The sequence below is a fragment of the Klebsiella terrigena genome, from assembly GCF_006539725.1.
GTDB lineage: Bacteria > Pseudomonadota > Gammaproteobacteria > Enterobacterales > Enterobacteriaceae > Klebsiella > Klebsiella terrigena.
In genome coordinates this window covers 216,850-230,698 of sequence record NZ_BJNO01000005.1, presented here as the reverse complement: position 1 = coordinate 230,698, position 13,849 = coordinate 216,850, and the positions used below count along the sequence as shown (strand labels likewise).

General features: G+C 59.9%; 12 protein-coding genes. 4 read left to right on the top strand and 8 right to left on the bottom strand.

The features are described from left to right. Positions 1–46: 46 nt before the first annotated feature. From RTE01_RS09135 to dgt, 3 genes are all read right to left on the bottom strand, one after another. Positions 47–1,204 carry a CdaR family transcriptional regulator gene (locus RTE01_RS09135; protein WP_134525263.1) on the bottom strand — a complete coding sequence of 386 codons (1,158 nt, stop codon included), beginning with the start codon at positions 1,202–1,204 and terminating at the stop codon, positions 47–49. A 190-nt stretch (positions 1,205–1,394) separates the two neighbouring features. Then, entirely contained in the window at positions 1,395–2,834 is a 1,440-nt protein-coding gene (degP, locus tag RTE01_RS09130) for a serine endoprotease DegP (RefSeq protein WP_041144124.1), read from the bottom strand. A 135-nt stretch (positions 2,835–2,969) separates the two neighbouring features. Continuing rightward, positions 2,970–4,484: a dGTPase gene (gene dgt / locus RTE01_RS09125; RefSeq protein WP_041144123.1), complete on the bottom strand. Its 1,515-nt coding sequence runs from the start codon at positions 4,482–4,484 to the stop codon at positions 2,970–2,972. A gap of 86 nt (positions 4,485–4,570) precedes the next feature. Here dgt and mtnN point away from each other — a divergent pair, with 86 nt between their 5' ends. Genes mtnN through RTE01_RS09110 form a run of 3 tightly spaced genes read left to right on the top strand, consistent with a single transcriptional unit; the run spans position 4,571 to position 6,721 of the window. Then, the gene (gene mtnN, locus RTE01_RS09120; RefSeq protein WP_041144122.1) at positions 4,571–5,269 is read left to right on the top strand and encodes a 5'-methylthioadenosine/S-adenosylhomocysteine nucleosidase; all 699 of its coding nucleotides are present in this window, start codon (positions 4,571–4,573) and stop codon (positions 5,267–5,269) included. Next, the gene (btuF, locus tag RTE01_RS09115) at positions 5,262–6,062 is read left to right on the top strand and encodes a vitamin B12 ABC transporter substrate-binding protein BtuF (protein ID WP_041144121.1); all 801 of its coding nucleotides are present in this window, start codon (positions 5,262–5,264) and stop codon (positions 6,060–6,062) included. The genes mtnN and btuF overlap by 8 nt, the downstream gene beginning before the upstream one ends. Before the next feature lie 35 nt (positions 6,063–6,097). Beyond that, on the top strand, positions 6,098–6,721 hold the full coding sequence (locus tag RTE01_RS09110; RefSeq protein ID WP_041144120.1) for a TRIC cation channel family protein: 624 nt from the start codon (positions 6,098–6,100) through the stop codon (positions 6,719–6,721). A 91-nt stretch (positions 6,722–6,812) separates the two neighbouring features. On the opposite strand, the gene erpA is transcribed toward RTE01_RS09110, so the two are convergent. Beyond that, positions 6,813–7,157: an iron-sulfur cluster insertion protein ErpA gene (gene erpA, locus RTE01_RS09105; RefSeq protein ID WP_041144119.1), complete on the bottom strand. Its 345-nt coding sequence runs from the start codon at positions 7,155–7,157 to the stop codon at positions 6,813–6,815. 82 nt (positions 7,158–7,239) lie between these two features. Further along, a complete protein-coding gene (gene clcA, locus RTE01_RS09100; protein WP_041144118.1) occupies positions 7,240–8,658 on the bottom strand; it encodes a H(+)/Cl(-) exchange transporter ClcA in 1,419 nt (472 codons plus the stop codon). A 180-nt stretch (positions 8,659–8,838) separates the two neighbouring features. Here clcA and hemL point away from each other — a divergent pair, with 180 nt between their 5' ends. Further along, positions 8,839–10,119 (top strand): glutamate-1-semialdehyde 2,1-aminomutase, encoded by a 1,281-nt coding sequence (gene hemL / locus RTE01_RS09095; RefSeq protein WP_041144117.1) that lies wholly within the window; start codon positions 8,839–8,841, stop codon positions 10,117–10,119. A 62-nt stretch (positions 10,120–10,181) separates the two neighbouring features. Here hemL and fhuB read toward each other — a convergent pair whose 3' ends face one another. The 3 genes from fhuB to fhuC are packed head-to-tail and all read right to left on the bottom strand — an operon-like array spanning position 10,182 to position 13,848. Beyond that, positions 10,182–12,164, bottom strand: a complete 1,983-nt coding sequence (gene fhuB / locus RTE01_RS09090) for a Fe(3+)-hydroxamate ABC transporter permease FhuB (protein WP_041144116.1) — start codon at positions 12,162–12,164, stop codon at positions 10,182–10,184. Next, positions 12,161–13,051: a Fe(3+)-hydroxamate ABC transporter substrate-binding protein FhuD gene (gene fhuD / locus RTE01_RS09085; protein WP_041144115.1), complete on the bottom strand. Its 891-nt coding sequence runs from the start codon at positions 13,049–13,051 to the stop codon at positions 12,161–12,163. The genes fhuB and fhuD overlap by 4 nt, the downstream gene beginning before the upstream one ends. Continuing rightward, a complete protein-coding gene (gene fhuC, locus RTE01_RS09080) occupies positions 13,051–13,848 on the bottom strand; it encodes a Fe3+-hydroxamate ABC transporter ATP-binding protein FhuC (protein ID WP_041144114.1) in 798 nt (265 codons plus the stop codon). Before fhuC ends, fhuD begins: the two co-directional genes overlap by 1 nt. Between the last annotated feature and the right edge of the window lies 1 nt (position 13,849).

Genomic DNA, 13,849 nt, shown 5'->3' with positions numbered 1-13,849 from the left:
ACAGCCGCCCGGATAAGGCGTTCGCGCCATCATCCGGGATTATCCCCTACCTCTGTTCATCCAGCTGCAGCGCAATATAGAGCAGCAGCCGATCGTCAAAACAGCCCAGGTCCAGCCCCGTCAGCTCTGAAATACGATTCAGCCGGTACTCCAGCGTATTACGATGAATAAACAGCGCCTTTGAGGTCGCCAGCGGCTGAACGTTATGGCGAAACCAGGCCTGCAGCGTGCGTCGCAGCAGACCGTTATTATCCATCGCCTTCAGGCGAACCAGCGGACGGGCCAGCTCGTTGGCCTGCCAGCCGCCGCGCAGGCTATCGAGCAGCACCGGCAGCATCAAATCCTGATAAAAATAGCTCCGGCTCTCCGGCATGCGCTCCTTGCCGACCATCATGGTGGTGCGGGCGGTACGATACGAGCGCGCAATGCTCCCAGGCCCGGTAAAGAAGTTGCCTAATGCCACGCGGAAACGCAGCTGGCCGTTTTCCTTCATTCTGGCGATAAGCTGGTCAACCCGTTTGCAGTGATCTTCCGCATCCCAGCGGCCAAAGGCGTTGAGCGCGGGCTTAAGAACCACCATCTCCGTTAATGAGACAATCGCCACCAGGTTATTGCGATCCGGGGTGGTCAGAGCCGTCTGCAGCTGCTGCAGTTCCGCCATGGCGCTATCCACGCCCAGCTGGCCGCTATCGACCTCAATCATTGCCACCACCCGCGGCTGATTCAGGTCGATTCCCAGGCGCTGCGCCCATTCGGTAAGTGCCGGAGTATTCTCTTCCGCCTGAATCAGGTTCATCACCAGCTCTTCACGCAGGCGGCTATCCTGGGCCAGCAGGTGCATCAGCCGGGACTGCTCCAGCATCATCTCTGCGGTCATGCATACCAGCTCGCCATACTTGCGCAGCGTTTCAGGCTCGCCGGTCAGGCCGATGACGCCGACGATTTCCCCTTCCAGACGCAGCGGCAGGTTGATCCCCTGGCGTACGCCGTGCAGGTGGCGGGCCACCGCATCATCGATATCGACAATACGTCCCTGCGAGAGAACCAGCAGCGCGCCTTCGTGCAATTCACCAATACGCTCACGATCGCCGCTGCCAATAATGCGCCCACGGGCATCCATTACGTTGATATTGGTATCAATGATGCGCATGGTACGCGCCACAATATCCTGCGCCATTTTGGTATCAAGATGCCAGCCAGCCATGTAACCCTCCCGTGAGCAGGGCACCAGCATAAAAGAGTTGGGTTAGCGCTGCATTGTGCGTATGCACAAAGCACGGGAGAGAAGTATGGAGTTGTGGAAGGAATCACAGAATGACGGTTCGGCCGCGGTGCAGGATAAAAAAAGCCCCTTCCCTCGGGCGAGGAGAAGGGGCTGATGTAACCGACAGAGATTACTGCATCAGCAGGTAGATAGTGCTATCACCGCGCTGAATATTCAGCGCCAGCACCGACGGTTTAGCGTCAAAGATTTTGCGCAGGTCGGCAATATTTTTCACCGGCTGCTGGTTAGCACCGACGATAATATCGCCTTTCTTCAGGCCAATCTGTGCCGCAGGGGTCCCGGCCTTGACGTTATTGACCGTCACGCCTTTATCCTGGCCCTTGTTGCTCATTTCAGCCCCTTCGATACCGTTGAAGATGCTGCTGGAGTCAACCTGAGTCTGGTTGCTCTGCTGCAGCTCGACGGTCGCGGTGACCGGTTTGCCATCGCGCACCAGGCCAAGCTCGACTTTGCTGCCGATAGGCATCGTTCCGACCTGCGCACGCAGTGCGGCAAAGCTGCTAATCGGTTTACCGTTCAGCGAGGTAATCACGTCCCCGGCCTTGATACCGGCTTTCGCCGCGGCAGAGCCCGGCATCACCTGGCTGACGAAGGCGCCGCGCTGGGCATCGACCTTCATCGCTTTTGCCAGCTCGGAGTTCAGCTCGGTCCCCATGATCCCCAGCTCACCGCGTTTCACCTGACCATATTTGACCATCTGCTCGGTCAGGTTTTTCACCATGTTGCTCGGGATAGCAAAGCCGATGCCGATGTTACCGCCGTCCGGTGCGAGGATCGCGGTATTGATACCGATCAGCTCGCCGTTCAGGTTCACCAGCGCACCGCCGGAGTTACCGCGGTTAATCGCCGCATCCGTCTGGATAAAGTTTTCGTAGTTTTCCACGTTCAGGCCGCTGCGGCCGAGAGCGGAAACAATACCGGAGGTCACGGTTTCACCCAGACCAAACGGGTTACCGATAGCCACGGTGTAGTCGCCTACGCGCAGGGCGTCGGAGTCAGCCAGCTTGATTGCCGACAGGTTTTTCGGATCCTGAATCTGAATCAGCGCAATATCGGAACGCGGGTCTTTACCCACCACTTTGGCGTCAAACTTGCGCCCGTCGCTGAGCTGAACTTTGATGGTCGTCGCATTGTCCACAACGTGGTTATTGGTGACGACATAGCCTTTCGCCGCATCAATAATGACCCCGGAGCCCAGCGCCATAAATTTCTGCTGCTGGCTGCCGTCAGCCGGCGCGCCGCCGCCCTGCCCGCCGCCCTGACAGAACGGAGAGCTTTGGAACGGTGAACCGTCCTGGCAGAACGGCGAGTTGTCGCCGAAGAACTGCTGGAAGTTACGCGGCATCCGCGGCGTGTTCACGGTGGTGCTGCCTTCAACGTTGATGCTGACGACCGACGGCATGACTTTTTCCAGCATCGGGGCCAGACTCGGCATCTGCTGCGCATTCGTCGCCGAAGAAGCTGTTTCTGCCGCGCTCGCAGAGAGCGGGGATAACGCCAGACCTAAACTCAGAGCCAGTGCACTCATTGCTAACGTGGTTTTTTTCATATGTCTCAATCTCGATTTTAGATAACGCAGAATTGCTATGTAAGTGACTATCAGAGTCATTTTATCGCGCTAAGTTCCGGAATTAAGCACTGCCAAAAAGTAAAAAATTATTGTCCGTCTTTACAAAACCTGTACCTATTCTACCGCCATCAGCCGCCGATATTCATCCCATGCATACAGGTCCGTCATCCCGCTAATATAGTCCTGGATCAGGCGGCAGCGATAATAGTATTCCATCAGCGGAAACTCTGCGGAATCTGCCGGAATTTTGTTTACCGCCTCCACGTAGGCCAGCCGATGTCGCGTGGAAAGTTTCTGAAATAGCCGCGAAGCGATAGGCAGACTTCTCACTCTCTCTTTTTCGACTAATAAGCTGAACTCCTCCAGCGACAATTTCAGCAGCGGCTTATAGATATCTAACAGGCCGCTAATAACGCGATAGCCCTGCAATTCCAGCTGCTCTACATCCGGATGGCTAAACACATGTTTTATCGCCACGTTTTTATATAGCTCCAGCAGCTGACTGCAGTCGCTATCATCCTCAAGCAGCGCGTGATTAAAATCACCGGTAAAAATCTTCGCGATGTTATCTATAAAGCGTCGGGCCGCATACGGCACCAGTTTATTCAGCGTATTCACCCGTAAATACATAAAGAACTGATCTTCTGTACTCCGGCTTAGGGAATTAGAACGTGATTTTTCCCACGCATTTTCTACCACCTGGGAAAATAACGAACCTTTTTCATGCTGCCCCCACGCGTCGTACAGATGCTGATAGAGTTGCTCTACGCTGAAAATTCGTTTTTCTACCGCATCTTCAAGATCGGCGACGCAATATGAGATATCGTCCGCCGCTTCCATAATCCATGTTAAAGGAAAGCGATTGTAAGGAGCCAGATCCAGTTCTTTACGTAACCTCGCAATATAGCCCTCTTCGGCTAAATAATAACCAGGCTTCTTCATTAAATAGCTGTGACTGGCAGGCGCGTCACCGCGCCACCAGGCCGGGCGAGTATATTTAAGAATACAGCCAACCTGCGCCCAGGTAAGATTCATTCGCATTAGCGTATGCACTAAACGAATCCCCTGCGCGTTGCCCTCAAACCAGCACAGATCCTGGCGGATCTTACTGCGCAGCGCGTTCAGCGACGCCTCGCCCGGCCGCAGGCGCAGCACCTCAACCGTGCAGCGATCGTTGGGCAGCGCTTCGTTAGCCGCATCGTCAGGCGCGAGGCGCTGGCTGAACCAGTCATTGATTGCCGCCTCGCCAAAATGGCCAAACGGCGGGTTGCCGATGTCGTGCATCAGGCACGCCATCTCGACAATGCTCTCAAACGGCCCGCCGAGCTCATCCAGGCCGTAGGCCGTCAGCAGCTGCTGCTCCTTCAGCCGGCTCAGAACCTCTTTGGCGATGTAGCGTCCAACCTGCTGCACTTCGAGAGAGTGGGTAAGTCGGGTGCGCACCGCCGCGTTGCGCTCCAGCGGAAAGACCTGGGTTTTCTGCTGTAAACGGCGGATGGCCGGGGAGTTAATAATGCGCCCGCGATCGCTTTCGAAAATACGCAGGATTTCACGTTCCGTTTCGACACCCTGCGGCGAGCGATAGCGTCGGCGCCAGTTAATCTTGTTGCGAAAATCAATCTTTGCCATAGCCTCTCCCGCTCGCGAGCAATAACGTTTCCCTTTGAGTGCATGATAGACTATGCAACTAAACCTGACACATCGCGAGTAAATCTATGAAAATCGGCATTATTGGCGCCATGGAAGAAGAAGTTACCCTTCTGCGCGACAAAATCGAAAACCGCCAGACTATCACCCTCGGCGGCAGCGAAATTTATACCGGCCAGCTTCACGGTACCGACGTCGCCCTGTTGAAATCGGGGATCGGTAAAGTTGCCGCGGCGATGGGCGCGGCGCTGCTGCTGGAAGTCTGCAAGCCGGACGTGATTATCAACACCGGCTCCGCGGGCGGTCTTGAGCCAACGCTAAAAGTCGGTGATATCGTTATCTCCGACGAAGCCCGCTACCACGACGCCGACGTGACCGCATTCGGCTACGAATACGGCCAGCTGCCGGGCTGCCCGGCGGGCTTCAAAGCCGACGATAAGCTGATTGCCGCCGCGCAAAGCAGCATTGAAGCGCTGAATCTTAACGCGGTACGCGGTCTGATCGTCAGCGGCGACGCGTTCATCAACGGCTCCGTCGGGCTGGCGAAAATCCGCCATAACTTCCCCCAGGCCGTAGCGGTCGAAATGGAAGCCGCCGCCATCGCGCACGTCTGCTATAACTTCGGCGTCCCGTTCGTGGTGGTTCGCGCCATCTCCGACGTTGCCGATCAGCAGTCCCATCTGAGCTTCGACGAGTTCCTCGCCGTCGCCGCCAGGCAGTCCACCCTGATGGTGGAAAATCTGGTGCAGAACCTGACGCGTGGCTAAATCGCTAAAACAGGCGCTTGCCGCCCTGCTGCTGCTGGCCCCGGCGTGGCTCTTTGCCGCGCCGCGGGTGATTACGCTATCCCCGGCCAATACCGAGCTGGCGTTTGCGGCAGGCATCACGCCGGTTGGCGTCAGCAGCTATTCCGACTACCCGCCGGAAGCCGCCGGCATCGAGCAGGTTTCCAGCTGGCAGGGGATGAACCTGGAGCGCATTGTCGCCCTCAGGCCGGACCTGGTCCTGGCGTGGCGCGGAGGCAACGCCGAGCGGCAGGTTAATCAGCTAAGCTCCCTCGGTATCAAGGTCATCTGGGTCGATACCGCCACCATCGAAGAGATTATCACCACCCTGCGGCAGCTGGCGCAGTGGAGCCCTCAGCCGGAAAAGGCCCGTCAGGCGGCGCAGCAGATGCAGGACGACTATAGCGCGCTAAAGGCCCGCTACGCCCATCTTGCGAAGAAGCGCGTCTTTCTCCAGTTCGGCAGCAACCCTCTTTTTACCAGCAGCCAGGGATCGATTCAGGATCAGGTCCTGACGCTGTGCGGCGGCGAGAATATTTTCGCTGCCAGTAAAGCACCCTGGCCCCAGGTCAGCCGCGAGCAGGTTCTCGCCAGGCAGCCGCAGGCCATTGTCATCACCGGCGATGCCCGCAAAATTCCCGAAGTCGAACGCTACTGGCATAATCAGTTAAAAATTTCGCTGATTGCGCTGCATAGCGACTGGTTTGAACGCGCGAGCCCACGTATTATCCTCGCCGCAAAACAACTCTGTACTGCGCTCGAGCAGGTAAAATAATCGCCTGTTAACCAGGCGCTAAGCGGGAACTGACGATGCTTGTCTATTGGCTGGATATTATTGGCACCGCCGTATTTGCGATCTCCGGCGTGTTGCTGGCCGGCAAACTGCGGATGGACCCTTTCGGCGTGCTGGTGCTGGGGGTGGTGACCGCCGTGGGCGGCGGGACGATCCGCGATATGGCGCTCGCCAACGGCCCGGTGTTCTGGGTTAAAGACCCAACGGACCTGGTGGTGGCCATGGTGACCAGCATGCTGACTATCCTGCTGGTACGCCAGCCGCGCCGGCTGCCAAAATGGATACTGCCGGTGCTCGACGCCGTCGGCCTGGCGGTCTTTGTCGGCATCGGCGTCAATAAAGCCTTTATTGCCCACAGCGGTCCGCTGGTCGCGGTCTGCATGGGGGTGGTGACCGGCGTCGGCGGCGGCATTATTCGCGACGTGCTGGCGCGTGAAATCCCGATGATTTTACGTACCGAAATCTATGCCACGGCCTGCATTGTCGGCGGTATCGTGCACGCAACGGCCTACGATACGTTTCACGTATCGCTGCAAAATTCGGCGATGATGGGGATGGCCGTGACGCTGGTCATTCGGCTGGCGGCAATCCGCTGGCACCTGAAGCTGCCGACGTTTGCGCTGGATGATAACGGGCGTTAGAACGCGGGCTTCGTGGCGTAAACCGGCCGCAGTCGGGTAAGAGGTGCCGGCTGCGCGGCCCGTCCATGGGCCCCACTTCGGCGGGATCGAATCAAACGCTAAACGAAGATCCGCAGCCGCAGGTGCTTTTCGCATTCGGGTTGGTCACGATAAAACGTGAGCCTTCGAGGCCTTCAGTGTAATCGACGGCGCCGCCGACCAGATACTGCAGGCTCATTGGGTCAACCACCAGGCCAACGCCCTGTTTCTCGATGGTCATATCCCCTTCGTTAACCTGATCGTCGAAGGTGAAGCCGTATTGGAAACCGCTGCAGCCGCCGCCGGTGATATAAACGCGCAGCTTCAGGTTCGGGTTGTCTTCATCAGAAATCAGGAATTTTACTTTTTTGGCTGCGGCTTCGGTAAACTCCAGCGGCAACACGACATCATCACTCATTTTATGCTCCCATTAATACTGCCGATCCGCTTAAAGAATAACCGGACCTTTTGAGCCATTATCTAATACCCTGGTAAATCGTTCAAGTATTCTCCCCGGCAACCGCACGCGCTTTTGCCTCCTTCTCAGCGGCCTGTTTCGCCAGCGTTCGTTCAAGGATAGTTGAATACAAGGGCTTACCCCCGAGAAATTGAGCCAGTAGTGTTGCGCCGAGGCAGGTAATAATCATTGGCAAAATGAGCTGATAGTTATCGGTCATCTCCAGCACCAGCACAATTCCGGTCAGCGGCGCGCGCACCGAGGCGGCGAGCAGCGCGCCCATTCCGGCGATGGCAAAGGTGCCCGGATCGAGATGATAGCCCGGAAACAGCGGCGTCGCCGCCATGCCGAATGCCGTTCCCAGCAGGGTTCCCAGCGCCAGCATCGGCGCAAAAATCCCGCCGGGCGCGCCGGAGGAGAAGCACAGCAGCGTGGTAATCACCCTGGCGATAAAAATAAACAGCAGCAGGCCAACGGAGAAGTTACCCGCCGCGGCAATCGGAATGAGGTTAAACCCGCCCCCGGCAGCCGCAGGCTGGATCAGCCCGAGAATACCGCAGCTGCCGCCAATCAGCCCGCCAATCAGCACCCACTTTTTGAGATCGCCGCCGTGAAGACGCTGGAACATATCCTGGGTACGCAGCACCAGGGTGTTAAAAAGCGGGCCAATCGCGCCGAAAATCATCCCCAGAATCAGATACAGCCACAGGGTGTTGACCGGCGCATTGCTCAGCCTACCGACCTCGATAATCGCCCCTTCACCGTTAAATATGCGAAATACGATGCTCGACATAATCACGCCGGTAAACACGGCCTTAATAGAGATCAGGTTGTAGCGGAACTGCGGGCGCATCTCTTCAATAATAAACAGGATCCCCGCCAGCGGCGCATTGAACGCGGCGGAGAGGCCCGCAGCGGCGCCGGTTGCCAGCAGCGTATGGCGCGCTTCGGGACTGCGCATGCGGAATACGTCCACCACCATGCGCCCAAGATTTCCGCCGAGCTGCACCATCGGCCCTTCACGGCCCAGCACCATACCGGCGCCCAGGGTTCCCATCCCGCCGATAAACTTCACCGGCAGCACCCGCCACCAGCGAACCGGCCGCAGCTCTTCCAGCGCCCCTTCGATTTCCGGGATCCCGGAGCCGCCCGCCTCCGGCGCAAAGCGACGCACCAGGAAGTAGCCGACCATCGCCAGCAGCGCGGAGGTGATAAAGGCCAGCGGCCAGACCAGGAAACGGTAGTCCGCCACCTGCAGCAGGGTTTCGATGCGCTGGTTCTGCACCCAGTTGACGCTTTTTTCAAAAGCGACGCCCACCAGCCCGGCCAGGGTTCCGACGACGGCGGCCATTAACAGCACCGCCAGCGGCGTTTTATCCCGCTGAACCAGGCGGCGAACGACGTCGCCGCGACGCAGGCGCACGATTTGTTTTGCTTCAAAAGAGGAGGCTTGTGCTTTCATACTCTCGTCGGTTAATAGTCATACAAATAGTACAGAGGGCATTTTAACTGCCAGGACGCCCTCCGTCGCGGAAAAAATTCACCGCTGGCGCTTTGTTTCAATTGGGCAAAAATTTCATAACTATCCTGGAATAACTTAGAATAACCAGCAAAACATTTTTCACGAATCAGGAACCAGGCAATGAGCAAATCTGAAACTCTCTTTAGCGCTGCACGTGAGCTTATCCCCGGCGGCGTTAACTCGCCGGTACGAGCCTTTAACGGCGTTGGCGGCACGCCGCTGTTTATCGAACGTGCGGACGGCGCCTATCTGTACGACGTCGACGGTAAAGCCTATATCGATTATGTCGGTTCCTGGGGCCCGATGGTACTCGGTCACAACCACCCGGCCATTCGTAATGCGGTCATTGAAGCGGCGCAGCGCGGCCTGAGCTTCGGCGCACCGACGGAAATGGAAGTAAAAATGGCGGCGCTGGTGACGGAGCTGGTGCCGACGATGGATATGGTGCGGATGGTTAACTCCGGCACCGAGGCCACCATGAGCGCCATTCGCCTGGCGCGCGGGTTTACCGGCCGCGATAAAATCATCAAATTTGAAGGCTGCTACCACGGTCACGCCGACTGCCTGCTGGTCAAAGCGGGCTCCGGCGCCCTGACCCTCGGCCAGCCGAACTCCCCGGGCGTGCCGGCCGATTTCGCCAAACACACCCTGACCTGCACCTATAACGACCTGGCGTCGGTCCGCGCCGCGTTCGAGCAGTATCCGCAGGAGGTTGCCTGCATTATCGTTGAGCCGGTGGCGGGCAATATGAACTGCATTCCGCCGCAGCCGGAGTTCCTGCCTGGCCTGCGCGCGCTGTGCGACGAATTTGGCGCCCTGCTGATTATTGACGAAGTGATGACCGGCTTCCGCGTTGCTCTGGCGGGCGCCCAGTCTTACTACGATGTGGTCCCTGATCTGACCTGTCTGGGCAAAATCATCGGCGGCGGCATGCCGGTGGGCGCCTTCGGCGGCCGTCGTGAAGTGATGGATGCGCTGGCACCGACCGGCCCGGTGTATCAGGCGGGCACTCTGTCCGGCAACCCGATCGCCATGGCGGCGGGCTTCGCCTGCTTAACCGAAGTGGCGCAGCCGGGAGTTCACGAAACGCTGACGGATTTAACCAACCAGCTGGCCCAGGGGCTGCTGGACGCCGCGCGCGACGCGGGCATTCCGCTGGTGGTGAATAACGTTGGCGGCATGTTCGGCCTCTTCTTTACCGACGCCGAAAGCGTCACCTGCTATCAGGACGTGGTGAAGTGCGACGTTGAGCGCTTCAAGCGCTTCTTCCACCTGATGCTGGAAGAGGGCGTGTATCTGGCGCCTTCGGCGTTTGAAGCCGGATTTATGTCCGTTGCCCACAGCGAAGACGATATCAACAATACCATCGCCGCCGCGCGCCGCGCGTTCGCCAAACTGTAGTCCAGGCACTTCCGGGCGAGCATCACGCCTCGCCCGGAATAACGACCCTTCGTCACGATAAGCTAGCGGCTCTGCTTCCTCAGCAAATAGATAAAGTACGGCGCGCCGATAAAGGTCGACAGCAGACCTGCCGGGATCTGATACGGGAACATGATCATCCGCCCGCACCAGTCGGCAAACACCAGTAGCAGGCCGCCAATCAGCCCGGACATCACCATATGCGGTATCGTGCGGCGGAACCCCATCATGCGCGCAATATGCGGCGCCATCAGACCGACAAAGCTTAACGGGCCGATGGTCAGCGTTGCCGTGGCCGTCAGGCAGGCGGCCAGCAGCAGCAGGCCGATGCGCGACGGCGTCAGCGCAACCCCTACCGCGCGCGCCGCCTCGCCGCCGAGCGGCAGGATCGTCAGCCAGCGGCGGCACAGCGGCGCCAGGGCCAACAGCACCAGCATCGCACAGCCGCTGTACGCCACCATCTCCGGCGTCGCGCCGTAGGTTGAGCCGGAGATCCACGTCAGAATCTGCGCCATCCGCGGATCGCCGCTGGCCTGCAGCATCATCAGCAGCATGGTGAAAGCGGTGCTCAACGCCATGCCCGCCAGCAGCATCCGATGCGGCGAAAAGCCGCCGCGTCCGGCAGCAACCAGAATCACCAGCAGCGTCGCCGCCGCGCCGAGGCTGCCGGCAGGCAGCAGCCAGCCAAAAGCGTTGCCGGGGACAAAGAACAGCATCACGACCACGCCAAACGCCGCGCCGGAGCTGATCCCCAACACTTCAGGGCTGGCCATCGGGTTACCGGTCAGGCGCTGAATAATGCAGCCCGCCACCGCCAGCATCACCCCGGCAAACAGGGCCGCCAGGATCCGCGGCCAGCGCCACGGCATCAGCTGATCCAGCAGCGTACCGCTGGCCCAGTGCCAGCTCTGCGCATCGCGGCCAAAGGCCAGCGCCGCAATCACCGCCAGCAGCAGAATGACCAGCCCGCCGAGGGCGAACCACAGCACGTTCTGCCGCTCCGCCAGCACCTTATCGCCGGCGTTCATCACCGGGGCGCTAATACTGCGCAGGCGCGGCAGCAGCCACAGCAGCAGCGGCGCGCCGACCAGCGCGGTCACCGATCCGGTTGACACCTCCATCCAGACACGGGCAAGCCACAGAATGATTTGATCGGAGAGCCAGAGGATCAGCGCGCCAATCAGCGCCGCCAGCAGCAGGCGCGAGAGCAGGCGGCGGGCGCCGAGCATTTTTGCCAGCAGCGGGGCAAACAGGCCGATAAAGCCGATAATCCCCACCGCATTCACCAGCATCGCGCTGAGAACAATCGCCAGGGAGAGCGCCCCGAGGCGTGCCAGGGAGAGCGCCAGGCCGAGGTTGCGCGCCACGCCGTCGTCCAGCCCCATCAGGGTGAGAGGCCGCAGCAGCAGCAGCGTGAGCATCGCGCCGCCGAGCAACTGCGGCCACAGCCGCTGCGCTACGCTCCAGTCGGTTTGCGTCAGGGTGCCGGTGCTCCACAGGAACATGCTCTGCAGCTGGTCGTGATGGAAAATAACCATCAGCTGATTGAGCGCCCCGCAGTAAAGGCTGACGACCAGGCCGGCGAGGATCAGGGTCACCGGCGAGAGTCGTTTGCCCCAGGAGACGCCAAACACCAGCGCACCGACCAGGCACGCGCCCGCCAGGGCGGCGAACTGCGATGCCAGCACGCCGGGGATCGCCCACAGCGCGGTAACCGTCATCCCCAGCTGGGCGCCGGTGGCGACGCCAAGAGTCGTCGGCTCCGCCAGCGGGTTGCGCAGCACCTGCTGGAACAGGACGCCGACCAGCCCCAGGCCCGCGCCCACCAGCAGCGATACCGCCAGCCTCGGCAGCAGGCTGTAGTGAAACAGCATCTGGGCAATACTATCGATATCAGGCTGCCACAGCGCCTGTCGCCACTCGTTTTGCGGCAGCGCGGTGCGTAGATTAAAGAGGCTGAGCGCGAAGGCGGCAATCAGCAGTATGGCCAGCAGCAGAGCCGCCAGAGGAGAAATTCGCGATCTCACGCCGGGCCTCCCTGCGCGTCAGCCAGCACGCGGGCAAAGTGCATCGCCGAGAGCGTGGCGCCGTAAAACCACACCGCCGGAACGCGCTGGAAGCGCCCTTCGCGGACAAACGGCATCGCCCGCCACAGCGGGGAGCGCATCAGCTGCGCCATTTCGCTATCGTTGCCGTGGTCAAAGCAGATCACATCTACATCCTTATAGGCCGCCAGCCGGTCGATGCCGACGGTCACGCTGCCCCAGAAGGTGCTCTCCCCGCGCCAGGCGTTTTTGATACCAAAGCGCTCGAGGATTTCCTGAAACAGGCAGTTATCACCGAAAACCAGGACGTGGCGCGGGTCGAGCAGGCTAATCATCAGCAGCGGCCGATCGCCGCGGTGGGCGAAGCGCGGGCGCAGTTCGTCCATCAGCGCGTCGAATTCTGCCAGATGACGCTTCGCGGCCTGCTGCTTGCCGATAAGCTCGGCCATCTCGTTGAGCGACTGCTGCGCCATCATCAGCGGCCGCTTGCCGTCGCTGAAGGTAAATCCTCGCCCCGGCGCAATACGCGCCAGCTTCTCTGACGACGGGCCGTAGCCTGCCGACCAGACGATATATGAAGGGTTCATCTGCGTCAGCAGTTCAAGATTGGGTTCCGTGCGCAGCCCGACGTCAATGACCGAGTCCGGCAGCGCCGGTTCATTCACCCACAGGCGATAGTTCGGGATATCGGCGACGCCGTACGGCACGACGCCCAGCGCCAGCAGCAGCTCGACCGGCAGCCACTCCAGCGCCACGATGCGCTGCGGATCGACGGTCGCCGCCCGCGCGCCGCGCATCTGCCACAGCAGCGGCGATAGCGCCATCGCCGTCAGTAAACGTCGACGGGTGATCACGTTGTTTTTTTCCATTAATAGACGAAGCTTACCGGCGCACTGCCCGCCGGATGCGGCAGAATTCCCATCGGGATGCCGTAAATTTGTTCCAGCGTTTCGCTACGCATCAGCTCAGTCGACGTGCCCTGAGCAATCATCTCGCCGCCGCGAAGGGCCACCAGATAGTCGCAGTAGCGGGCCGCCATATTGATGTCGTGCAGCACGGCAATCACCGTCAGGCCGCGCTGCTGGCTTAGGCGATGCACCAGCGCCAGCACGTCAACCTGGTGCGCAATATCCAGCGCCGAGGTGGGCTCATCCAGCAGCAGACAGCGGCTGTCCTGGGCCACCAGCATGGCAATCCACGCGCGCTGGCGCTCGCCGCCGGAGAGGCTATCGACCAGCCGATGCGCCAACGGTTTCAGCCCGACCAGCGTAATCGCCTCCTCAACCTTCTGCCGGTCCGTCGCGCCAAAGCGCCCCAGCGCCCCGTGCCACGGATAGCGTCCAATCGCCACCAGCTCGCGCACCGTCATCCCCTCCGCCGCGGGCAGCTGCTGCGGCAGATAGGCCACCTTGCGGGCAAACGCCTTGCTGCTCCAGCTATCGAGAGGCTGACCGTCGAGCAGCACCTCGCCCTCTGACGGCGGCTGATGGCGGCCGAGCATTTTCAACAGCGTCGATTTGCCGGAGCCGTTATGACCAATCAGGCCGGTCACTTTTCCTGCCGGGAAGGTTAACGAAAGCGGATGCAGCAGCGTACGACCAGGCACGCGAAAGGTCACGCGATTCAACGAAAACGTGGTATCGGATTGCGGTGTGTTTTCCTGCATA

Bases quoted from the DNA above. Each gene is read 5' to 3' on its own strand.
- RTE01_RS09135 (WP_134525263.1), bottom strand. From the start codon at position 1,204: ATGGCTGGCTGGCATCTTGATACCAAAATGGCGCAGGATATTGTGGCG.
- degP (WP_041144124.1), bottom strand. From the start codon at position 2,834: ATGAAAAAAACCACGTTAGCAATGAGTGCACTGGCTCTGAGTTTAGGT.
- dgt (WP_041144123.1), bottom strand. From the start codon at position 4,484: ATGGCAAAGATTGATTTTCGCAACAAGATTAACTGGCGCCGACGCTAT.
- mtnN (WP_041144122.1), top strand. From the start codon at position 4,571: ATGAAAATCGGCATTATTGGCGCCATGGAAGAAGAAGTTACCCTTCTG.
- RTE01_RS09110 (WP_041144120.1), top strand. From the start codon at position 6,098: ATGCTTGTCTATTGGCTGGATATTATTGGCACCGCCGTATTTGCGATC.
- erpA (WP_041144119.1), bottom strand. From the start codon at position 7,157: ATGAGTGATGATGTCGTGTTGCCGCTGGAGTTTACCGAAGCCGCAGCC.
- clcA (WP_041144118.1), bottom strand. From the start codon at position 8,658: ATGAAAGCACAAGCCTCCTCTTTTGAAGCAAAACAAATCGTGCGCCTG.
- hemL (WP_041144117.1), top strand. From the start codon at position 8,839: ATGAGCAAATCTGAAACTCTCTTTAGCGCTGCACGTGAGCTTATCCCC.
- fhuD (WP_041144115.1), bottom strand. From the start codon at position 13,051: ATGGAAAAAAACAACGTGATCACCCGTCGACGTTTACTGACGGCGATG.
- fhuC (WP_041144114.1), bottom strand. From the start codon at position 13,848: ATGCAGGAAAACACACCGCAATCCGATACCACGTTTTCGTTGAATCGC.